Source organism: Variovorax sp. PvP013, assembly GCF_050435945.1.
Classification (GTDB): domain Bacteria; phylum Pseudomonadota; class Gammaproteobacteria; order Burkholderiales; family Burkholderiaceae_C; genus Variovorax.
Map to the genome: position 1 here is coordinate 85668 of NZ_JBNDLF010000006.1, position 20936 is coordinate 106603.

21 protein-coding genes and 2 pseudogenes are annotated in these 20936 nt (G+C 66.1%); 16 read left to right on the plus strand and 7 right to left on the minus strand.

The genetic code is table 11. The features are described 5' to 3' along the window. Positions 1-9: 9 nt before the first annotated feature. The 4 genes from ABID77_RS16330 to ABID77_RS16345 all read left to right on the plus strand — a co-directional run bounded on the left by ABID77_RS16330 (position 10) and on the right by ABID77_RS16345 (position 5162). On the plus strand, positions 10-1239 hold the full coding sequence (locus tag ABID77_RS16330; protein ID WP_429598301.1) for a benzoate/H(+) symporter BenE family transporter: 1230 nt from the start codon (positions 10-12) through the stop codon (positions 1237-1239). Then, on the plus strand, positions 1236-1421 hold the full coding sequence (locus ABID77_RS16335) for a hypothetical protein (RefSeq protein ID WP_429598034.1): 186 nt from the start codon (positions 1236-1238) through the stop codon (positions 1419-1421). The genes ABID77_RS16330 and ABID77_RS16335 overlap by 4 nt, the downstream gene beginning before the upstream one ends. A gap of 299 nt (positions 1422-1720) precedes the next feature. Then, positions 1721-3067 (plus strand): amidohydrolase, encoded by a 1347-nt coding sequence (locus tag ABID77_RS16340; RefSeq protein WP_429598036.1) that lies wholly within the window; start codon positions 1721-1723, stop codon positions 3065-3067. A gap of 208 nt (positions 3068-3275) precedes the next feature. Next, a complete protein-coding gene (locus ABID77_RS16345) occupies positions 3276-5162 on the plus strand; it encodes a beta-propeller fold lactonase family protein (RefSeq protein WP_429598038.1) in 1887 nt (628 codons plus the stop codon). A gap of 280 nt (positions 5163-5442) precedes the next feature. On the opposite strand, the gene ABID77_RS16350 is transcribed toward ABID77_RS16345, so the two are convergent. After that, positions 5443-6477 carry a LysR family transcriptional regulator gene (locus ABID77_RS16350; protein ID WP_429598040.1) on the minus strand — a complete coding sequence of 345 codons (1035 nt, stop codon included), beginning with the start codon at positions 6475-6477 and terminating at the stop codon, positions 5443-5445. Between the two features lie 274 nt (positions 6478-6751). On the opposite strand from ABID77_RS16350, the gene catA reads away from it, so the two are divergent. Both catA and ABID77_RS16360 read left to right on the plus strand, forming a co-directional pair. Beyond that, entirely contained in the window at positions 6752-7687 is a 936-nt protein-coding gene (catA, locus tag ABID77_RS16355) for a catechol 1,2-dioxygenase (protein ID WP_429598042.1), read from the plus strand. An 80-nt stretch (positions 7688-7767) separates the two neighbouring features. Then, positions 7768-8052, plus strand: a complete 285-nt coding sequence (locus ABID77_RS16360) for a hypothetical protein (RefSeq protein ID WP_429598044.1) — start codon at positions 7768-7770, stop codon at positions 8050-8052. A gap of 34 nt (positions 8053-8086) precedes the next feature. Here the strand turns inward: ABID77_RS16360 and ABID77_RS16365 are convergent, their stop codons facing one another. After that, complete coding sequence (locus ABID77_RS16365; protein ID WP_429598046.1) at positions 8087-8929, minus strand: IclR family transcriptional regulator; 843 nt, start codon at positions 8927-8929, stop codon at positions 8087-8089. A 138-nt stretch (positions 8930-9067) separates the two neighbouring features. Here ABID77_RS16365 and ABID77_RS16370 point away from each other — a divergent pair, with 138 nt between their 5' ends. From ABID77_RS16370 to ABID77_RS16395, 6 genes are all read left to right on the plus strand, one after another. Then, complete coding sequence (locus ABID77_RS16370; RefSeq protein WP_429598048.1) at positions 9068-10090, plus strand: TRAP transporter substrate-binding protein; 1023 nt, start codon at positions 9068-9070, stop codon at positions 10088-10090. A gap of 7 nt (positions 10091-10097) precedes the next feature. After that, a complete protein-coding gene (locus ABID77_RS16375; protein WP_429598050.1) occupies positions 10098-10823 on the plus strand; it encodes a hypothetical protein in 726 nt (241 codons plus the stop codon). 126 nt (positions 10824-10949) lie between these two features. Further along, positions 10950-11375: a hypothetical protein gene (locus ABID77_RS16380; RefSeq protein WP_429598052.1), complete on the plus strand. Its 426-nt coding sequence runs from the start codon at positions 10950-10952 to the stop codon at positions 11373-11375. A 903-nt stretch (positions 11376-12278) separates the two neighbouring features. Beyond that, entirely contained in the window at positions 12279-12473 is a 195-nt protein-coding gene (locus tag ABID77_RS16385) for a hypothetical protein (protein ID WP_429598054.1), read from the plus strand. A 304-nt stretch (positions 12474-12777) separates the two neighbouring features. After that, positions 12778-13032: a DUF2934 domain-containing protein gene (locus ABID77_RS16390; RefSeq protein ID WP_429598056.1), complete on the plus strand. Its 255-nt coding sequence runs from the start codon at positions 12778-12780 to the stop codon at positions 13030-13032. A 16-nt stretch (positions 13033-13048) separates the two neighbouring features. Next, entirely contained in the window at positions 13049-13903 is an 855-nt protein-coding gene (locus tag ABID77_RS16395; protein WP_429598058.1) for an NAD(P)H-binding protein, read from the plus strand. A 280-nt stretch (positions 13904-14183) separates the two neighbouring features. Here ABID77_RS16395 and ABID77_RS16400 read toward each other — a convergent pair whose 3' ends face one another. Both ABID77_RS16400 and ABID77_RS16405 read right to left on the minus strand, forming a co-directional pair. Next, on the minus strand, positions 14184-14558 hold the full coding sequence (locus ABID77_RS16400) for a sensor histidine kinase (RefSeq protein WP_429598060.1): 375 nt from the start codon (positions 14556-14558) through the stop codon (positions 14184-14186). Further along, on the minus strand, positions 14513-15289 hold the full coding sequence (locus ABID77_RS16405) for a sensor histidine kinase (protein WP_429598062.1): 777 nt from the start codon (positions 15287-15289) through the stop codon (positions 14513-14515). The genes ABID77_RS16400 and ABID77_RS16405 overlap by 46 nt, the downstream gene beginning before the upstream one ends. Before the next feature lie 464 nt (positions 15290-15753). Between ABID77_RS16405 and ABID77_RS16410 the strand changes: the two genes are divergently transcribed. Then, positions 15754-16068, plus strand: coding sequence for a hypothetical protein (locus ABID77_RS16410; RefSeq protein WP_429598064.1), 315 nt, complete (start codon positions 15754-15756; stop codon positions 16066-16068). A 100-nt stretch (positions 16069-16168) separates the two neighbouring features. Here ABID77_RS16410 and ABID77_RS16415 read toward each other — a convergent pair whose 3' ends face one another. Continuing rightward, the gene (locus tag ABID77_RS16415; RefSeq protein WP_429598066.1) at positions 16169-16348 is read right to left on the minus strand and encodes a hypothetical protein; all 180 of its coding nucleotides are present in this window, start codon (positions 16346-16348) and stop codon (positions 16169-16171) included. Positions 16349-16739: 391 nt separating this feature from the next. After that, entirely contained in the window at positions 16740-17012 is a 273-nt protein-coding gene (locus tag ABID77_RS16420) for a hypothetical protein (protein ID WP_429598068.1), read from the minus strand. A gap of 89 nt (positions 17013-17101) precedes the next feature. Here ABID77_RS16420 and ABID77_RS16425 point away from each other — a divergent pair. After that, positions 17102-17278 (plus strand): annotated as a pseudogene (locus ABID77_RS16425) (transposase); the annotation flags it as partial. Positions 17279-17821: 543 nt separating this feature from the next. Beyond that, entirely contained in the window at positions 17822-18055 is a 234-nt protein-coding gene (locus ABID77_RS16430; protein WP_429598070.1) for a hypothetical protein, read from the plus strand. A 19-nt stretch (positions 18056-18074) separates the two neighbouring features. Here ABID77_RS16430 and ABID77_RS16435 read toward each other — a convergent pair whose 3' ends face one another. Further along, complete coding sequence (locus tag ABID77_RS16435) at positions 18075-19397, minus strand: sensor domain-containing diguanylate cyclase (protein WP_429598072.1); 1323 nt, start codon at positions 19395-19397, stop codon at positions 18075-18077. Positions 19398-19682: 285 nt separating this feature from the next. On the opposite strand from ABID77_RS16435, the pseudogene ABID77_RS16440 reads away from it, so the two are divergent. Continuing rightward, positions 19683-20705: pseudogene (locus ABID77_RS16440) on the plus strand (CaiB/BaiF CoA transferase family protein); the annotation flags it as partial. Positions 20706-20936 lie beyond the last annotated feature (231 nt).

Consider the following 20936-nt stretch of genomic DNA (forward strand, 5'->3'; position numbering starts at 1 on the left):
ACCGTGTCCATGTGGTCCCATCGGGAGCGGTCGTCGCACCCGGCGCAGGGGTGGCGCCGGCTCGCGGCCGACTTCGCTCCGCTCTACGCGGCCAACGGCTTCATCGGCTTCGTCTTCTCCGCCACGGCGCCCGTCGCCATCATCCTGTCGGTGGGCACCCGGGGCGGGTTGAGCGAGGCCGAGCTGGCGTCGTGGATCTTCGGCGTCTTCTTCGTCAACGGCGCCATCACGCTCGCCCTGAGCTGGCGCTACCGGCAGCCGCTGGCCTGCTTCTGGACCATCCCGGGCACGGTGCTGGTTGGCCCGGCGCTGCAGCACCTGAGCTTCCCGGAGGTCATCGGCGCCTACTACGTCGCCGGCGCGCTGATGCTGGTGCTGGGCGCCACCGGCTGGGTGCGCCGCGCGATGCAGGCCCTGCCGATGTCCATCGTGATGGCGATGGTGGCGGGCGTCTTCCTGCGCTTCGGCCTGGGGCTCGTGCGCTCGCTGCACGACGACCTCGCGATCGCCGGGCCAATGGTGGCCGCCTGGCTGGCGCTGACGGCATGGCCCGCCGGGGGGCGCCGCCTGCCGCCGCTCATCGGCGCGCTGCTCGCCGGGGCGATCGCGACGGTCGCGACGGGCCGCCTCGACCCCGGGGCGCTGGGCGCCATCGAGCTGGTGCGCCCGGTCGTCCAGGCGCCGGCGTGGTCGTGGCCGGCCCTGATCGAGCTGGTGGTGCCGCTGATGATCACCGTGCTGGTGGTGCAGAACGGGCAGGGCATCGCCGTGCTCCGGGCCGCGGGCCATGCGCCGCCGGTCAATACCGTCACGGTGATGTGCGGCATCGGCTCGCTGCTAGGCGCCGTGGTGGGCGCGGTCAGCACCTGCCTGGCCGGGCCGACCAACGCCATCGTCGCCTCCGGCGGCGAGCGCTCGCGGCACTACGCCGCGGCGATGTTCACGGGCCTGCTGGCGATGGGCTTCGGCCTGTTCGCGCCGGCCTTCACGCGCCTGATGCTGCACCTGCCGGCGACCTACGTCGCGGCGCTGGCCGGCCTGGCGATGCTGCGCGTGCTGGAGGCGGCGTTCAAGGCGTCGTTCACCGGCCGCTTCACCCTCGGCGCCCTGGTCGCCCTGCTCGTCACGGTGGCCGACCTCCCGGTGCTGGGCATCGGCGCCGCGTTCTGGGGGCTGGTGGCCGGCCTGGCGGTGTCGGGGTGCCTGGAGCGGGACGACTTCCGGGCCGGCGCGCCATGACCCTGCCGACCGTCGCGCGAGCCCGACGACCCCTCCCCCACACCCTGGCCCATCCCCATGAATGCATCCCTCCATCGCCGGCGCGCGACATCCTTTCGTTCGAGCAGCCGGCCGCGCACCTCGACACGGAGATGGTCAAGTGGGGCGCGATCATCCAGGCGCGCGGCATCCGGGGGGAATGACCGATGCCCGCCGACGTCATGGCCGGGATGAGGCGGCGGTGGGCCGCCGCGCTCGCCGCGCTGCACCGGCTGGTGGTCGATTCGGGCGCCCGCATCGACGCGGGCACGCCGGGGGCACGGCATCCTCCGGCTTCGCGCTCCCGTGGCACGGGGCTCCGCGCGTCCGCTCCGCCCGTGAAGCGCCACACCCGGGAATGACATTTGCACTGTCGCTCGGGGTACAGCCACGGGACCCGTCCATGTCCTCGAATCGGAGGGCGTCCCGCGCAACCCATGAATCCATGAACCAAGGAGTTTCCATGTCTCTCGATCGAATCCACGGCGCCCTGGCCGCCACCGCCATCGCCACGCTGGCCGCCGCCCTGGTCGCGCCCGTCCAGGCCCAGACGCCGCCCGCCGCCTCGCCCCTGCACGCGCGCATCGCGCCCGTCGTCGCGGGCATGTACCCCTCGCTGGAGACGCTCTACAAGGACCTCCACGCCCACCCCGAGATCGCCTTCCAGGAGGTGAAGACCGCCGCCCGCATGGCCGAGGAGATGCGCAAGCTCGGCTTCGAGGTGACCGAGAAGATCGGCAAGACCGGGGTGGTGGCGATCTACAGGAACGGCCCGGGCCCGACCGTGATGGTGCGCACCGAGCTCGACGCCTTGCCGATGGAGGAGAAGACCGGGCTGCCCTACGCCAGCCGCGTCAAGACCGAGTGGAACGGCCGCGAGACCTTCGTCGCCCACAGCTGCGGCCACGACATCCACATGGCCAGCTGGGTGGGCACTGCGCGCACCCTGCTGGCCCTGAAGGACCAATGGAAGGGCACCCTGATGTTCGTCGCCCAGCCGGCGGAGGAGGGCACCAGCGGCGCCAAGGCGATGATCGCCGACGGCCTGTTCAAGCGCTTCCCGCTGCCCGATCACGCCTTCGCGCTGCACACCTCGCCCTCGCCGTACGGGTACGTCGGCTACCGCGTGGGCGCCGTCACGTCCAACTCGGACTCGATGGAGATCACCTTCAAGGGGCAGGGCGGCCACGGCTCGGCGCCGGACAAGACCATCGACCCGATCGCCATCGCCGCGCGCTTCGTCACCGACGTGCAGACGGTGGTCAGCCGCGAGAAGGACCCGGCGGAGTTCGGCGTCGTCACGGTCGGCGCGATCCAGGGCGGCACGGTGGGCAACATCATCCCCGACACCGTGACGCTGCGCGGCACCATCCGTTCCTACAAGCCGGAGGTGCGCGAGAAGCTGCTCGCCGGCGTGCGCCGCACGGCCAACGCGGCCGCGACGATGGGCGGCGCGCCCGAGCCGGCGGTGGCGCTGGTGCCCGGGGGCATGGCGGTGGTCAACGACGAGGCGGTGGTGGGCCGCACGGTAGGGGCGCTGAAGGCCGCGCTGGGCGACGCGCAGGTGGTGGCGGTGCCGCCGATCACGGCGAGCGAGGACTTCTCGGAGTTCGTCAACGCCGGCGTGCCCTCGATGTTCTTCTTCGTCGGCGTGCTCTCGCCGCAGGAAGTGGCTGATTCGCGGAAGCCCGGCGGCAAGCCGCTCGCCTTCAACCACTCGCCCTTCTTCGCGCCGGTGCCCGAGCCGTCGATCAGGACGGGCGTCGAGGCCATGAGCGTGGCCGTGATGACGACGCTGGCGGCGAACTGATCGCAACAGCTCGGCCCGTTTCTCCCTGTCGTGCCGGGCGCGAGCCACGGCTCGCGCAATCATCCCAGACGGTGACTCGATTTTCCCCTCGCAAACCTGCTTCGGAGTCCAACGACCCGTGTGCTACATCCAATTGACGAAGGACACCATTGAGCACATCATGATTTGCAGCTAGAACCATTCAGTGCCTGGTTCTTGGAGCATCGCAATGAGAAGAAACATCCTCGATGGCGCGGCCCTGCTCGTTTCCAGGCGTCTCGTTGGTGGCGTCGCTCCAGCCCTGGATCTGATCAGACACTTCTGCAGGAAGTCTTCCAAGTCATTGCTGATGGGATGGGGGGCGCTGGCAGTGAGCTGTGGTGCGTTTGCTGCGCCCTTTGCCTACATCGCAGATCGCGATTCCGTCGCGCCCGGCATCTCCGTCATCGATACCGCGAGCAATTCCCTCGTCGCGAAAATTCCTGTCGCGGCACACAACGTGGTCGTCTCGCCAGACGGTGGTTTCATCTACGCGTCGACCGGTACCGGCGTCTCCGTCATCTCTGCGGCGACCAACGCCGTCGTCGCCACGGTGCCGGTCGGACCTTCGATGCAACGCGTTGCGATATCGCCCGATGGCGCCTTCGTCTATGCGACGGGAGGACAAGGCTACGCGGATCAAGGCTACGTCTCGGTGATATCGACGGCGACCCGCCAGGTGACCGCGACCGTGCCGGTGGAATATGCTCCCGTCGCCATCGAGGTCTCGCCCGATGGCGCTTTCGTCTACGTGGCGAACGGGGCGAGTTTCATCGCCATCGCCACGGCCACCCGCACGGTGGTGGCCAACGTGTTCATTGGCTACGATGCCAGCAATCTGGCCATCACTCCCGACGGCGCCTTCGTCTACGTGACACGCTCCGTATGGGACGACATCTCGGTCTTCTCGACCGCCAACAAAGCGCTGGTCGGGACGGTCCGTTCGGACGGAGCCGGTCCCTTCGGGAACAGGTCGGGCCCTCAGGGTCTGGGCTTCTCGCCCGACGGTGCCTTTCTCTACGTGGCGAATTTCAACGCGCAGAACGTTTCGAAGATTGACACCGCGACCGGACGCTTGGTGGAGAGGATTCCTTCCGGTGGATATGGCCCCACGGGCGTGGGCGTCACGCCCGACGGCGCTTTCCTCTATGTCGCGAACACCACGGACAACGTGGTGTCGATCATCTCCACGTCCACCCGTGCCGTGGTCGCCACCGTCAAGGTCGGCGAGCGTCCCAGTGCCTTCGGCCGCTTCATCGGTCCGCTGCCCGCGGGAACCCTATTGGCAGTCGAAGGCGCCACGTTCACCGTCGGCGCGTCGACGGTCGTCCGGTTCGGTGCCGGCGCACGCTGGATCGAGAAGCGGTTGACCGGGACGACGACGTGCAGCAATGCGTTCTTCGGTACCGACCCGGCACCGGGCATCTTCAAGTCCTGCGTGGTAGGCGCCGCGACGACGACGCCCCCGGCGCCGGGATCGTTTCTCGCGAGCGAGTACACCCCGTTCACCGTCAGCGCGGCGACGCTCGTCCGATATGGCACCACGGCACGTTGGGTCGAGAAAACGGTGACCGGAACAGCGACCTGCGGCAATGCATTCTTCGGTACCGATCCGGCGCCGGGCATCCTGAAGTCCTGCGTGGTGGGTGCCGCGACGACGACACCACCGGCACCGGGATCATTTCTCGCGAGCGAGTACGACACGTTCGCCGTCGGCGCGGCGACGCTCGTCAGGTATGGAACCCCTGCACGCTGGGTCGAGAAGACGGTGACCGGCACGGCAGTGTGCGGCAATGCCTTCTTCGGTGTCGATCCGGCGCCGACCATCTTGAAATCCTGCGTGGTGGGCACTCCGACGACCACCTCTCCGACGATGGGATCGATCCTCGCGGACGAAGACGCCACGTTCGCCGTCGATGAGCCGTCGATCGTCCTCTACGGCGTCGGTACGCGTTGGGTCGAGAAGACGGTGACCGGCACAGCCACTTGCAGCAATGCGTTCTTCGGTCGCGACCCAGCGCCGGGAGTCTCGAAATATTGCGTATTCGTCAGCAGCACGACGACCCTCCGCCAATGACGACGGGTTGTCCCGCTGGCGATGGCGAGAAGGCGTCGGCGCAAGACGTCTCGTCCGACCTCGTGTGGAGCGTGTGATCTTGGCCGCCTGACGCGTGTCTTGAACTTTCGCTCGATCGAACTCGGCAGATCCCGGTCCGTCCGAGGCGAACAGAGGCGTCGCGCAGCTGCCCGGGAGATGGATGGTCGGACACGGTTTCGCTTGGGCCTCGCCGCTTTCGCCGGCCGACCGAGGGCGGCGAGCGACGCTCCCGATGGCCGCGGGAAATTTGCGACACGCGCTAGGACGGGTCGGCAGGTCGTCGCGGCGACCGCGGCTCGGAACGCGGTCCCGAGCGGGTCCGAACCTGACGCTCTGCCGACGCGGGCGCCGTCGCCGCATCGGCGGACGACGCGCCGGGAAAGGCATTGGTCCCGAAGTCGAGCCACGGGGGGTTCTCCGCGTACATCTCGGCGATGAGTTCCTTGATGGCCGGGATGTACCAGGAATCGTCGTTGAGCCGATGGCTCAGGATGATGGGCGACGTGGCCTGCTCGTCGTCGATGAGCCGATAGACGAGGTCCGAGCGCAGCCGTGCCGCGGCCGGCACGATGCACACCCCCATCTCCGCCGCGACCAGGCCGAGCGCCGCCTGCAGCTCGCGCACTTCGTGGACTTCCGCGAGCTGTATGCCCCGGCCGTGCAGCAGGCTGAGCACATGGTCCGCGAAGCTCGGTCGCGGCTCCTTCGGGAACACGATCAGGCGCTGCTGTTCGATGTCCTCGAGGCCGATTCGCTCCTTGCTGGCGGCCAGCGGCGTGCCGGGCGGCACGGCCAGCACCAGCCGCTCCTCGCGCAGCACCGTGCGCGCCACCGTGGTGTCTCGACTCCGGATGCGGCCGAAGCCCAGATCGATCCGGCCCGCCTTGAGTTCGCTGATCTGCTGCTCCGAGCTCAGGTCGATGAGATGGATGTCGGTATCGGGATGGCGCTGGCGGAACTTGCGCACCAGCATGGGCAGGCCGCCGTACAGCGTGGAAGGCACGTAGGCGATCGAGATCGATTGGCGCTGGTTGAGGCTGGCCTGCCGCGCCCCGCGCTTCATCTGGTCGACCCGGTGCAGCACCTGCAGCGCCTGCTCGTGGAACACCCGTCCCGCTTCCGTCAGGCGCACCGGGCGGCTGTTGCGATGCAGCAGCTGGACGCCCAGTTCGTCCTCGAGCAGCTGGATCTGCCGGCTCAGTGGCGGCTGGGCGATGTGCATCTGCTCGGCGGCGCGGGTGAAGTTCTTGGTGGCGACCACCGCCACGAAGTAACGCAATTGACGCAAATCCATAAGGGTAAACGATACCTAGGACGAGGTTAGAGGGCGCAAGTCGTTGATTTCTAAAGAATAAATATCAAAGAATACCAAAAAGGTATCGAACGAGAGTTTTTTGGTGTTGGATCGACGCGGGGGTGCTGCTTTCCAATCAGATCCATGCGACGAGCGGCCGGCGACCCATCCCGTCGGCCCGCCGCCGATGTCGCAGCCCGATCAGGCATCCGATCCGACGGACGCGAGATCGGGAACGAGAGCATCACAACCCATCCCACGAACGGAGACACCCATGAGCGCCCAGATCTTCAACACCCCCGACGTGCAGGACTTCCTGCGCCTGGCCAGCGGCCTGCAGCAGGACGGCGGCAACCCGCGCACCAAGGCGATCGTCCATCGCATCCTGTCCGACCTGTTCAGGACGATCGAAGACCTGGACATCACCCCGGACGAGTATTGGACCGGCGTCGCCTACCTGAACCAGCTCGGCGCGCGCGGCGAGGCCGGCCTGCTGTCGCCGGGGCTGGGTCTGGACCGCTACTTCGACATGCGCATGGACGCCGAGGACGCGGCGCTCGGCCTGGTCGACGGCACGCCCCGCACCATCGAAGGTCCCTTGTACGTGGCGGGCGCGCCCGTGGCGCAGGGCCATGCACGGCTGGACGACGGCAGCGACAAGCAGGGCCACACCCTGGTCATGCACGGCACCGTGTACGACGCGGACGGCAAGCCCGCGGTCGGTGCCCGGGTCGAGGTCTGGCATGCCAACACGAAGGGCTTCTACTCCCACTTCGATCCGACCGGCGAGCAGCAACCCTTCAACATGCGCCGCACCATCATCACCGACGCCCAGGGCTGCTACAAGTTCCAGAGCATCGTGCCCGTGGGCTACGGCTGCCCGCCGGACGGTCCGACCCAGGCGCTGCTCAATCGATTGGGCCGGCACGGCAACCGCCCGGCGCACATCCACTTCTTCGTGACGGCCGACGGCCATCGCAAGCTGACCACGCAGATCAACATCGACGGCGATCCGCTGGTCTACGACGACTTCGCCTATGCGACCCGGGAGGGCCTGGTGCCGCCGCTGATCGAGCACACCGACGAGAAAAGCATCCAGGCCGAAGGACTGACCGGACCGTTCGCCGAGATCGTGTTCGACCTCAGGCTCACCGCCCTGGTCGACGGCGTCGACAACCAGATCGTCGAGCGTCCTCGACTGGCGGCCTGAGGACGGACAAGCCCTCCCGGATGCCGACATCGACGCAGGACGAGCGATGAAGCCGTTCCACGACCGCGGCGAGGCCGAGCTTGCCGTCCGCAGGCGCGGGCCTTCGAGGCCGCGCCGATGGCGGCTCGATGATTTTCGAGGCCCCGCTGCACCGGCTGCTGCAGGGCACGGGACCGGAAGCGGGCGCGACGAGTGCCGAGACCGGCATGCAGACCGCACTGGCGGGATGGCGCCAGCGGACCTTCCTGGTGATGGTGGCGGTCGCGGTGGCCATCGTGGTGCTGGCGGTCTCTTTGCCACGGAAGAGGCTGGTCCTTCGCCTTGAAACGCCGACGCCGCGTCCGGGCTTCCATGGCGTCGGCTGAAGCGGTCGCCCGAGGGACGTGGTATGTCGGTGCGTCAGCCTTCCGACGCGCGCTGGCGCCGGGACGGCGCTTGGCCGGCGACGTTGCCCCAGGTGCCGAGGTTGGCCGACTTCAACAGCGGCGAGGCGCTGCCGGTCATGGCGAGTTCGTCGGCGGCTTCGAGCGTCGCCGGGCCGAAGCCCTGCATCCTTTCGAGCGTGAGCCTCGACGATGGCCCGGCCACCACGATCACGCCCGTCGCCGCCTCGCCTTGGCGCTGCACCGGCGCGGCCATCGAACTCATGCCGGGCGCGTAGGCGTCCTGAACGATGCTGAAGCCGCGTCGGCGATGCGCCTCCAGCAGCTTGAGCAGCGCCTTGATGGAGGTGGGTGCGTTCGGGCCGTGATGTTCGGGCAGCCCCATGCCCTGGCGCGTGACGTACGCAATGGCGACATCTTCGGGCACCGTCATCAGCCACGCCTGCCCCGCGGCACTGCAGGACAGCCGCAGGTCGATTCCCATGTCCGGGTCGTAGAGCAGGCCGGACCGCGACCCCTGGGCCTTGGCCACGAGCGTGAGCCGTTCGCCGTCGACGATGGCGAGACGCACCAGTTCCTCGGTGGCCTGGGCCAGCCGGTGGATTACCGGCTGCGCGATGTCGACGACCCCGGATTTGCTCAGGAAGCTCAGGCCCATCGAAGCCAAGCGTGTGGTCAGGGCGTAGTCGCCACGCTGCAGTTGGCGCACGTAGCCATAGCGGATGAGCTCCTGCAGCGCGCGATGGCAGCCGCTGCGCAGCTGGTTCAGGTCGGTGGCGATCTGCACCAGTGCGACCCCGTCTGGGCGGTCCACCAGGTACTGGAGGATGGCGAGGGATTTCTCGAGTGCGCCACTCATGCGTGCCTCCTTTCAAAAACTGAAAGGTATCAGAAAATCGAAGGGATTACGAAAGTTGAATGGCTTTCAAAATTCTGTCACGATCGGCCCGCTGCACGGATTCGCCGTGCGTCGACCCGGACCGAATCAGGAGACCACATGACTCGCACCACGCTCTCGCGGCGGATCCTTCTCGCCATGGCCGCCACGACGGCCCTGCTCGGGCCGGCCGCCCATGCCCAAGACATCAGGGAACGCAACCTTCGGTTCGCGTTCAGCCTGGCCAAGGACCACCCGCTGGGCCTGGGGGCGCAAAGGTTCGCCGACGCCGTGGCGCAGAAAAGCGGCGGCAAGATGAAGGTGACGCTCTACCCCAACGCGGTGCTGGGCAGCGACCCGCAGAACCTTTCGTCGGTGCGCGGTGGCACGCTCGACTTCACGTCGATGGCCACCGGCCTCATCGCGTCGATCGACAAGCGCTTCATGGTGTTCGACCTGCCGTTCCTGTTCAACAGCGCGCAGGAGGCTTATGCCGTGGCCGACGGCCCGGTCGGCACCCGGATGCTCGACGACCTCGCGGCGCATGGCGCGATCGGACTCGGCATCTGGGATTTGGGCTTCCGTCACATCACCAACAGCAAGCGCCCGATCACGAAGTACGAGGACATCCAAGGCCTGAAGGTCCGCGTGATCGCTTCGCCGATCTTCATCGACCTCTTCACGGCCCTGGGCGCGAACCCGGTGCCGATGACCTTCGGCGAGGTGTACGGCGCGCTCGAATCGCGTGCCATCGACGGCCAGGACAACCCGGTCGCGGTGATCGAGTCGGCGAAGTTCGCGGAAGTGCAGAAGTACCTCTCGCTGACCCGGCACGTCTACACCGGCATGCCATTCCTGATGAGCAAGAAGACCTGGGACGCGATGTCCGAGGCCGAACGTGCGGTCATCCGGTCCGCCGCCGACGAGGCCAAGCAGGAGGAGCGGCGCCTGACGCTGCAGAAGGAGGTGCAGTCGGTCGAGGCGCTCAGGAAGACGATGCAGGTCAACGAGGTCGGTGCCGAGGAGATCGCCCGGCTGCGCCAGAAGGTTCAGCCGGTCACCGACAAGTTCAGCAAGGAAGCCGGAGAGGCCGTCTTCAAGCAGGTCACCGCCGAGCTGGCGCAGTTGCGCGCCGGCCGATAAGGCAGCCATGGCTCTGCTCGGACAAGCGGCGCTGGCCATGTGGTGGGACATGGCGCCTACGGCCATGCCGGAATTCGCGCACTGGCACGCGCACGAACACTTTCCCGAACGGCTGCGCATTCCCGGCTTCCGCCGCGCCAGCCGCTGGACCAGCGCGGATGGAACGGAAGGCGTCTTTGTGCTGTACGAGCTGGACGATCACGCCGTCCTGGGCTCGCCCGCCTACGTGGGGCGCCTCAACGCACCATCCGAATGGTCGGTGCGCATGATGCCGCACCACCGCAACATGGTCCGCAGCCAGTGCCGGGTGCTGTCGAGCTCGGGCGCCGTGACGTCGCGCCATGCGCTGACGATCCGGCTGGTGCCTCGGCCGGGGTCCGAGACGGCGTTGCTCGACCATCTGGAGCAGCTGGGTCGGCGCGTTGCCGTGATCCCCGGGCTCACCGGACTGCACGTGCTGCGACACGAGGCACCGCGTGTGGCGGTGACCGAGGAGCAGCGCATCCGCGGCCTGTCGGACCGCTACGCTGACGGGGTGGTGGTGGTTTGCGGCTATGACGCATCGGCATTGCGCACGCTGTCCGTCGATGCCTTGGGCGAGGCCTCGCTGATCGCGGCGGGTGCGCGGCCGGGCGCGGAACGCGAGGTCTATGCGCTCGCCCATTCCGCGCTGCCTGCCGATCTCGCGGATGTTGCTGAAGCCACCGGGCCCGATCGATCGACCGGCGGCTGAGAATTCACCGGTGCCGGCAATTGGCGTTTGGTCCGAGCCGGGCACCGAGGGGGCTGCGTCGTGGCCAAGCGCCGATCGAGGGGTGGTGTTCGCCGAAGGTCGCGCTCGGTCGGACTCCCGCGTGACGTGAAACCGGATCTCGTCCAGGTGCAGTCGCCGCACGGCCAAGCGGCCGCCATGCCGGCCGGCTGCCTTACGACCCGCGCCAGCACGGCGATCCGGTGCACGCTGTCGACCGAGCGCGAGGGTCGCGGTCCAGAGGCCCGGGCGGTGCATAGCCGGAAACATCCGCATCGGCCCGCCATCGTCGAGCACGGCCTCGACCGCCTCGATGTTCCGGCCGAGCACCAGCGCATGGACATCCAGCATTCCGGCCGGCACCGGACCCTGGCCGGCGACGGCCAGCCGCTCGTCCGCCGGCGACGTGATCAGCACGAAGGGTCAGCCACTGTTGAAGGACTTGAAGCGCCGGCTCGTCACGTCGCCGTCGACCGCCGCGCTGGAAAATTTGGCGTCGTTTTCCTCGATCCGGTCGGCCGAGCTGTTGGCTGAATAGCCGCCCGCAGTGGTCTGGCGCTGGTGGCTTGTGCCACGGGCGTCGAGGAAGTCGAGGCAGCCGAACTGGGGATCGTGCGGATCGCTTAGCCAGCGGGGCTTGCACGGTGCAAGACCTGCGGACTGGCGTTATGTCACGGCGCTGGACCGCAACAGTGATTCAGAGTTCGGACTCAGGCACCTTGCAGGGCTGACCCAAGGCTTGCACCGTGCAAGCCTTGGGCACCCCGACCTCCCGTTCCCTGGTCCATCGACCACACCGTGAAGGTGGTGGATTCATGCAATCAAAGAGGAGTGCAGGATATGTTGAGCGGTAGCAATGTGGCAAACGCGTTGGCAACAGCGGCTCACCCGACCGACACTGTAACCATTCCCGGAGTGGCCGGGTGACAGATATGCTGGCCACCGTGTGTGTTGGATTGCCAGGCCGGTGGCCTATGCCACGGACATCGATGAACTCGAGGCAGCACTGAGAGTGGGATCGATCAACCTGCCGGCTTTGCACGTGTTGAGCGGTAGCAATTTGGCAAAGGACGAGTCGTATCCACTGCAGAAGGCCAGCGTCATCTCTCAACCCATGTGCCCGAGGCATAGGATGCTGCTTCGCGAACTGGACGCAGACCATCGATGGTGGCACGGCCGCAGCACTGCGCCGGCCGGTTGCCCTTGCGATCGAAGGAACAAGCGGCGAGAAGGCTTGCACGGTGCAAGACTTGCCCAGGCCATCGTTGCACCTCAGCGGGGCGCGGCGAGCAGGTCTGCGTTCTCAAAGCTTCAGAGCGCATTGCGCTAGCGGCTGCCGCACAGGCACAGGGCACCAGCCCCGCTAACTGGATCCACTCGCTGGCGCTGGTCCATCTGTCCCGCACGCCCCAATAGAATGCTGCCGAGCTGGACGACTTGCGCGATGTGTTTCGCGAGCTGCGTTCGATCGGCCGTCGGAGCGAGGGCATGGCTCGGGTGTTCGACACGGCCATGCAGGCGGGGCCGTGTCCACCCGACGAAAGCGATGCGCTGCGCGAGGCTGTGCAGCAGGTGCGCTGGGAGATGCATCGGGTCGTCACCGTCAGGAGCGACAACCGTGAATACTGGTAGGCCACGGTCGACGGCACATCTTGCCAGCCCGAGCTTTGCACGCTGGTTCTGCGAGCTTCGCAGAGCGAAGACATGACGAAGCTGGTCAGGTGCCGGATCGAGACGGCGATCGTCGAACACCTCGAATGCAGGGACTTGAACAACGCCTGAGACGCTGAGCATCCGGATCGGACGACGCCCCTCGTGCAGGGCGCATCTGCGTCGCGATGCCTCCTGGTTGTTTCAGGGATCGACAACCGTCGGGTCGACTCGCTATATTTCCGCGCCCGGCCATTGCCGCCGGAGACCGAGGAGAAACCCACCCATGCCTTCGAAGAAGAGCACGCCTGTCGCCGACACCAAGCCGGCAACCCTTGCCGCCGAGCATCCTGAATTCGCCACCGGGATGCCTCCTGAACCACCACCGCAGGAGTCCACCGGGACGCAAGCGACCGGCCGGGAAGCCCGGATTCGCGAGGCCGCCTATGCCGCCTACGAGCGTCGCGGCGGCACGGACGGTGACGCCGTGCAGGACTGGCTCGATGCGGAAGCCCAGTGGGAGCGCGACCAGTCCCGCTGAGACCCGGGAGGCTCGCATGTTCATCGTCATGGGTGCCACCGGCCATGTGGGCTCGGCCGTGGCGGCGTGCCTGCTCGCGCAGGGGCATCCTGTCACGGTCGTCACGCGCGATGCCACCCGGGCGGCGGCCTGGGCGCATCGTGGTGCGCAGGTCGCCGTGGCCGATCTCCAGGATGTCGATCGCCTGCGGGCAGTCTTTCGCACCGGACGGCGTGCCTTCGTCCTGAACCCGCCCGCACCCGTGGCCACCGACACGGACTTGCAGGAGCGTCGCACGGCGTTCCAGATCCTGGTCGCTCTCGGGGACTCGGGGCTGGAGAAGGTGGTGGCATTGTCGACTTATGGCGCACAGCCCGGACAGTACCTGGGCGATCTCAACACGCTGCACGCCTTCGAGCAGGGATTGCGGCACCAGCGGATCCCACTGGCCATCGTGCGGGCCGCCTACCTCTTTACCAACTGGGATCCTTTGTGGCCGCTCGTGGCGCGCACGGGCGTCCTTCGCACGCTGTATCCCCCCGACATGGCTTTTCCGATGGTCGATCCGGTCGACCTGGGCCGCGAGGCTGTCCGCTGGCTCCTGAGCGACGAGACGGGCCTGTGCCACGTGGAAGGCCCCCGGCCCTGCAGCCCCCAGGACGTGGCCCAGGTCTTTGCGCGCTTGCGAGGACGGCCGGTGAGCGTGCAGCAGGTGCCGCGTGCGCACTGGGAAAGGGAGTTCAGGTCTTTAGGCTTTGGAGCCGTGGCGGCGCGCTCGTACGCACGCATGACCGCCATCAGCGTCGACGGCTTGTACGACAGGCCCGAAGCGCCCCGGCGCGGATCGATCGGTGTCGACGAGCATCTGGCTCGGTACGCGTCTTCCGAGTGAGCTGCATGGACGAAGACGGTGCCAGCGGCGGGTGGATCGGAACAGGCCTGACGGGAGGCTGTGATTCGACATCGGTTCAAAGACGATGTCATGGACCAGCGTGCCGAACAGCGGTTGCTGCGACCCCCAGCAACATGGGAACGGCATTCACAGGACCAAGCATGCAGGTGTCCACGAGCGCCTTTTCGTCGGGGGTTTGTCTTGAGACTTGGTACTTCCATCCGGACGGTCTCCGACCGCTTGCCAGTCAGGACACCGTCCGGGCCGGACTGCCTGGCACTCAATGCGTGGCCATCGTTGGATCGGGTGGCCCCAGGGGAAGCGTGGTGGTGAACGTGCTGCCTTGCCCCAGTCCCGGGCTTTGGGCCTTTACGTGGCCGCCGTGACGCTGGACGATCTTCGTCACGATGGCCAGGCCCAGCCCCAGCCCGCCTTCCGCGTTGGACGCGGCGCCGGGGGCTTGCACGAAGGGCTCGAACAGCTCGGCGATGGCGCCAGGATCCATACCGGTGCCGTTGTCGCTCACGGTGACCACCGCCTCGCGCGAGGGCAGGCTGCGCAGCGTGAGCGCGATCCGGCCACCCGGGTCGGTGTACTTGGCGGCGTTGTTCAGGAGGTTGGCGAAGACCTGGACGAGCCGGGTCGGATCGCCCATGACCTCCACGGGCAGCGTGCCCAGGTCCGTGTGCAGACGATGCCTTTTTTGGTCATCAGGGGCTCGCTCTGCTCGATGGCCTGGGCGAGCACCTGCTGGAAGTTGACCCTGTGCGGCTCGAGCACCAGGTCGTCGCGCATGACGCCCGAGAGATCGGCCAGGTCCTTGGCCATGCGGGTCATCTGCAGGACCTGCCGCTCGATCAACTCGCTGGCCCAGATCACACGCTTGGCGTCGTCCGGGGTGCGTTGGAGGACCTCGCACGCCGTGTGAAGCGCAGACAGGGGGTTGCGGATCTCGTGGCCGAGCGTGGCCATGGCGTTGTCTTTGGATCGGTTGCTGGCGCGGAGCTGCCGCACGCTCTGGGCCAAGGCATGACGTGACGTCCTCAGGCGCCCGCCGATCGCGCCGATGCTCAGTCCGATGACCAGGAACAGCACGGTCCGGCTGAGGTTCTCGCGCTGGAGGAAACCCTCGACGCCGGCGCCGCGCACGATGAAGAAATAAGTGCCGATGGAAACACTGAAGACGGTGGCCAACACCGCCGGGCCGAAACCCCCTCCGAACGCAGCGACCACGATCGCCAAAGAGAGGATGAGATAGGGGCCTTGCTGGCCCAGGAGCGGATTCAGGAGATAGCGCAGTACCAGGGCTGCGGTGACGGCCGCCAGGGCGAGGACGTAGTCGCGCGGCTGGGCACCGATCGTGGGCGGTTCGGGCAGCGACGTCACGACGGCCGCCTCGCGAAGGCTCCTGGCAGAGGCGCTTGAGTGGTCATCGATGCATCTTAGCCAACCGCCTGGAGCGCCGGCGAAGGCTTGAAAGAGTGGGCCGGATGCTCACTGGCTGCACAGTGCTTGACCGAGAAATGCCAGTGTCGGGCACCAACACCACTTCAAAGCAACCCTGTCAAACGCTGGAGCGTTCATTGCCATCCAACCGTGCGTGGCGCCGGCACGTGCAACTCCCTTGGGCCCATGCACCGGCTCAATCCCACTACCGGTAGCAATCTTGACAGCTGGCGTCGGGTTGCGAACGAAGAGTTCAGGCCTCTGGGGCATTGCCCATCGAAAGGGGCACCAGCCCGACTCCCGTTTCGTCGACTCGCTTGTGTACGCCGATTGGCCTACCTGTCCTACGCATCCCGCCTTGACACTGAAATAATACAAAAGACGTACAGCGTTGATGGGTGATCATGAACGATATCGATGCGGCGTACGCAATCGAGCTTCAAGCCCGGGTGTCAGCATGCCAGATGGCCGTGCAGCTCGCGCGCGAGGAGCTCATCGAACGCCTGGGGGATTACATGTGCGGTGGCAGGGATGGGCCACCTGACCGATCCGATCTCAAGATGCTGGCTCGCGCCCGACGTGGGCTGCGTGAGGCTCAGCACGACCTCGCACAATACTTGGCGGCCTCGACATTGAAAACTCTTGGCGCCATGGAAGCAGCGCCGGTCATGAAATCAATCCGTCCAAAACCTATCCTTGGACCTTCAAAACCCCTCTGATCGTCAAAGACAAGCCAATGCGCTCATGGGCTCGACCGGCTGTCCAATCATGGCATCACTTGCATCTAATGGACCTCAGTCATTCTTCCGCCCATTGACCTCAGTTCGTTTTAGCTGAAGCAAAATCCATGAGACGGCGCAACTTCAAATAAAGAGCTTGAACCTGCACGCGTGCAGTGGGTTCACCCCGCCGGAGCGCATCCAGTGCAATGGCATATTCGTCCGTGACCTGATGCCAAGCGAGCAAATCGGCCACTTCAGGATTTGCGGGAGCCAACATGCATCTTCCTTCTAGCAGGGTCTGACGTTCTTTTGGAACGCAAGCAGCGAGGCGGTCGGGATCTCGCTGTAATACGAAAAACTTAAACTGTTCCGAACAGAAAATCAATCAGACGGTGGAGGTGCTGTGTGATGGCTTACATCATGCAACCTCCGACATCCACCGTGCCATAGAAAGCAGGAAAAGCGCCTGAGCCTGTTTCCTGAACCGTTGTGAGCCGCAGCGGGGGCCGATTCAAGGTCTTATCGAACCGAAGAGTGACTTGACTTCCCCGGCGCACGACGCTGGTCAGGCACTGCAGGCGAAACATCGTCATGCAGCGCAATCTCGCTGAGATGTAAGTCGCCGTCCCCATCAGAAACTTCGGCTTAGCCTGACGGCCCATGATGAATCAAGTGCTGAAAACCGGTCCGACGCGTTCAGCAAACTTGATGATATGCGTCGATGCTCGGTTCACGATGAGCGTCAGGACGATCTTGCCGTCGGCGGTGCGACAGGTCTGCGGCTCGCCCGTGGGCGCGAGCTCCTCGCCAGTGCTGAGCTGGTAGCGGACCATGTCGTACCGGCTGTCCCTGCGGGAGATGGCCGGAAAACCCAGCGTTTTGCAGACCACGACACAGCCATTGCCATCGTGACCCAGGGCAGGCAGGCGTTCGGTGGGCATGCGGGGGGCGTTGTTGCATTACTCCTTGGCAAGGATCCTGCCGAGCATGTGACCTTGGTAGCGTAAGGAGATGAGCAAACTCCCCTCGAGCGCGATACCCCACAACAAATTGGCCGGCCTACAACGCTTCACTCAAGCGTCGCGGCTCGCTGATGATCTGGCTTAATCCCGAGCTTCAGTGGCAAGCTGTGTCCAGTGTGCGCGCCGGCCGGCCTGCGGTCTTCAGTGACGTGGCCATCCAGTATTGCCTGACTTTGAAGTGCATGTGCAGACGCTGCCGCCAGCGATCAATGCCGGCTGAATTGCTTGAAACCGGGAAAAGGTTTCGCTCCCAAAGGCTTTCGAGTGGTGCGCCCTGCCAGCGCGGCTGTGCTTTGCCGCTTCGCTGACATGCACGTCCCAGCCGGCGCGCAAGAAGAGAGGTTCGTCCCAGCCCGGCTGGGTGTTGAGCTTGAGCTTGATGGGGCGTGCTGCCGAGGCATGCCACCCACACAACAACATCGGCAAGCGGGCCTTCGATAGGCTCAGCTTTGCACCGTGGACATGCAGTGCTGCGACCTCGAAGTCGCATCAGGTTGGATTTTTCGACGGCAAAACACCGGGCGTGAGCACACATTCTTTCCCAGACACGCACGACAGGGCTTCACGCAAAGTCGAAGGCGCGTTCATGCGAACAGGGCCTGCTAGGTCGAATCGAGATTCTTCGTGGCCGTGGCACTCAGCCGTTTCATGCCCACCAGCGCCGGTAGCCATGGATCGCCGCCGAGCTGCCATGAAATCCATTCGAGCCGGTGTGCCAAGCGCGGCGCATGTATGTGCTCCGGCGCGAGCAGGGCGCTGAACTGGACATGGGCACACTCGAGACAGCGAGCGTGGGGTTCATCTGGTTGTTTGAAGATCCCGTCGAACCAGCGCACCTTGCGTACCAGGGCTACGACGTCGACTTCGATGGCCGCCTAGCCCTGGCGGTGGGGGTTCAGGCTCCGTTCTCGGACCAGATGGAGCAGCTGCTGCAGGATGCGCCTTGGCCGCTTTACCACTGAGGAAGGGCGCTGCTAACGCTCACCCGTTCAGCATCCCGCCGTTGTCCGCGACGATGCAGTCGCGGCCGGCGCGCTTGGCCGCGTAGAGCGCGCGGTCGGCGTTCTCGAGCAGGCTATCGAAGCGCTGGTCGCCCGGCTGCGCGCAGGCCATCCCGATGCTGGTGGTGATGCCGTAGTGGCCGCCCCAACCGTCGGAGAAGCGCAGCAGGCGTACCTTCGCCTGCAGCTGCTGCGCCATCGATGCTGCGTCCCCGGGCGTGGCGGGCAGGCCGATGCCGAATTCCTCGCCGCCCAGCCGCCCGAAGATCGTGTCGTCGTTCAGCAGGGCAGCGACCGTCTGCGCGAAGCGGACCAAGACCTGGTCGCCTTGCAGGTGACCATGCCGGTCGTTGACGCTCTTGAAGTGGTCCAGGTCCAACATCAGCAGGCACATCGGCGCTTGTTGCCGGGCTGCATCGTCGAAGAACTGCCGGGCACGGTCCAGAAAATTGCGCCGATTGGCGATGCCGGTCAGGGTATCGGTGGTCGCCAGCCGGTAGAGTTCGCGCTCCATGTTTTTGCGCTGTGTAACGTCGCGCCACACCCCCTCGACGCCGGCGAACCGGCCTTGCGCGTCGAACAACGCGTGGCTGCTGATCGAGATATCGATGACCTGGCCATCGCGGCGCACCATCTGGCCGGGGAAGTCCGACACCTCACCGTAGGCGGCGATGGCCTGTTTGAGTGCCTCGCGGTCCTTGCTCTGCGGGTAGTAGAACGCCGCGTCCTGGCCTTCGATCTCGCAGGGCTCGTAGCCCAGAACCTTGCAGACGCCGGGGCCGACCTTCTGCACCACGCCCAGCGCGTCGGTGCGGTAGTAGACATCCTGCAGATTCTCGAAAAGGCGCCGGAACTCGCGCTCGCTCTCGCGCAGTTGGTCTTCCATCTGGCTCTGGTGTGTCATGTCCTCAGCGGTGATGACGACAGCGGGTCCATCGGCCAGCGCGATGGCAGCGCTGTTGGTCATCACGATGCGCAGCTTCCGCCGGGCGGTGACCACGCGGAATTCGGACGCCTCTTTCGCTATCGGAGCGTCGGGGGCCGAGTTCTCCATGGCGGACAGCCTGTGACGTGCACGCGCCTTGTCCAGCTCGTGCACGTAGTCCATCAGGTGGTCGCTGGCGCCGGGCACTGCCGGGTCAATCTCCAGCAGGCGCCGTGCCGCAGGGTTCAGATAGCGCAGGATGCCTTCGCGCACCACCAGCACGGCGGTGGGCAGCAGATCTGTGAAACGAGTGTCGAAGCCATCGATGGGCATAGAAAGGCCGGGTGAGGTGGAGAAATTGCCGGTCAACTCAGGCAAGGCCGGTCTGGTGATACGGCTCGGCATAACCCAAGCTGACGAGGATAGCGGTCTCGCGACTCCACGGCCTCTCATTCTCCGGGTCGGTTTCATGCAGCCCTGGGCAGGCAGTGTCCAGGAATGAGCAAGTGCGTTCAGTGCGCCCGCAGCGTCTTGCCTTGCTCGGCGACCTCATGGGCACCAGGCCGGCCAGCACCAACGAAAAAATCGAAGGCAGGACGCGCCACATCGTGGTGAACAAGCTCAGGCTGCGGGTGTTCGGCAGTTCAGTTCCATCGCGGGGCGGGCGACATCTGCCGTGCGCTCTATCTCAAGGACACCGACATCGGCGGAGATTCCACGCTGTTTCACGCCATCAACCGCAACAAGGAGAGCTTGGCGATCGACCTCAAGGACCCGGGCGACCTGGCTGCGCTCGAGCGCCTGATCGCACGCGCCGACGTGCTGATCCAGAACTTCCGTCTCGGCGTGATCGAGCGTCTGGGCCTGGGGTATGAGGATGTGCGGTCGATCAACCCGTGGCTGGTGTACGGCGGTATCTACGGCTATGGCGAGTCCGGCCCGTGGGTCGACCTGCCGGGCCAGGACCTGCTCGCGCAGTCGCTTTCGGGCGTGACCTGGCTCAACGGCCACAAGGGTGACGGCCCGGTGCCGCTGGGCCTGTCGATCGCCGACTTGCTGGCCGGTCAGGCGCTCACGGCAGGCATCCTGGCCGCGTTGGTGCGGCGCGGCATCACGAGCAAGGGCGCCCACGTGCAGACCAGCCTGCTCGAAGTGCTGGTCGACCTGCAGTTCGAACTGCTCACCACGCACCTCAACGACGGCCAGCGCCCGCCCGCGCGCGCGGACTTCCGCAACGCCAACGCCTACGTCGTCGCGCCCTACGGCATCTACGCCACGAGCGACGGCTATCTGGCGCTGGCGATGATGCCGCTGGCGCAGTTGGCGCACACCTTGCCACTGCCGGCGCTGGCCGGCTATGACGCGCGCGATGCGTTCGCCAAGCGCGACGACATCAAGCGGCTGATGGCGGCCGAACTGGCACATCAGCCCGGCGCCCACTCGCTTGGACGTTTGCGGCCCGTTGATGTTTGGGGTGCACCGAGGTGCCCGACTGGCCGAGTTCTTCTGAAGAGCGAGGCTTTCGGCCTGCTCAACAGGCTGCAGACCGTGCGGTGTGGTGACAGCGCCGAGGTGCACACCATGTGCGTGCCAGTGCGCATCGATGGCGAGCGTGCGCTCAGCACGCGCGGAACTCCGAGCGCGGGTGAACACATCCTGCGACTGCGTGCGGAATTTGATTCGTGACCGGATGGCCGGTTGGCTGCACTGGCACTCGGGCAGAATCCCCATCGACCACGGTTTCGCCATGCGGTGCGCCCAAGCGGATTCTGATTGCGGACTGGACACACCCTCTTGCCAGGCTGCTTCCAGAAGCCGCGCTTCGATGACCGTTTGATGGGTTGTTCAAGCTGCGTGAATGTCGCCACGTCATGGCATGGCACCGGATCCCGCCCCGCATCACCGCAGGCTTGCTGT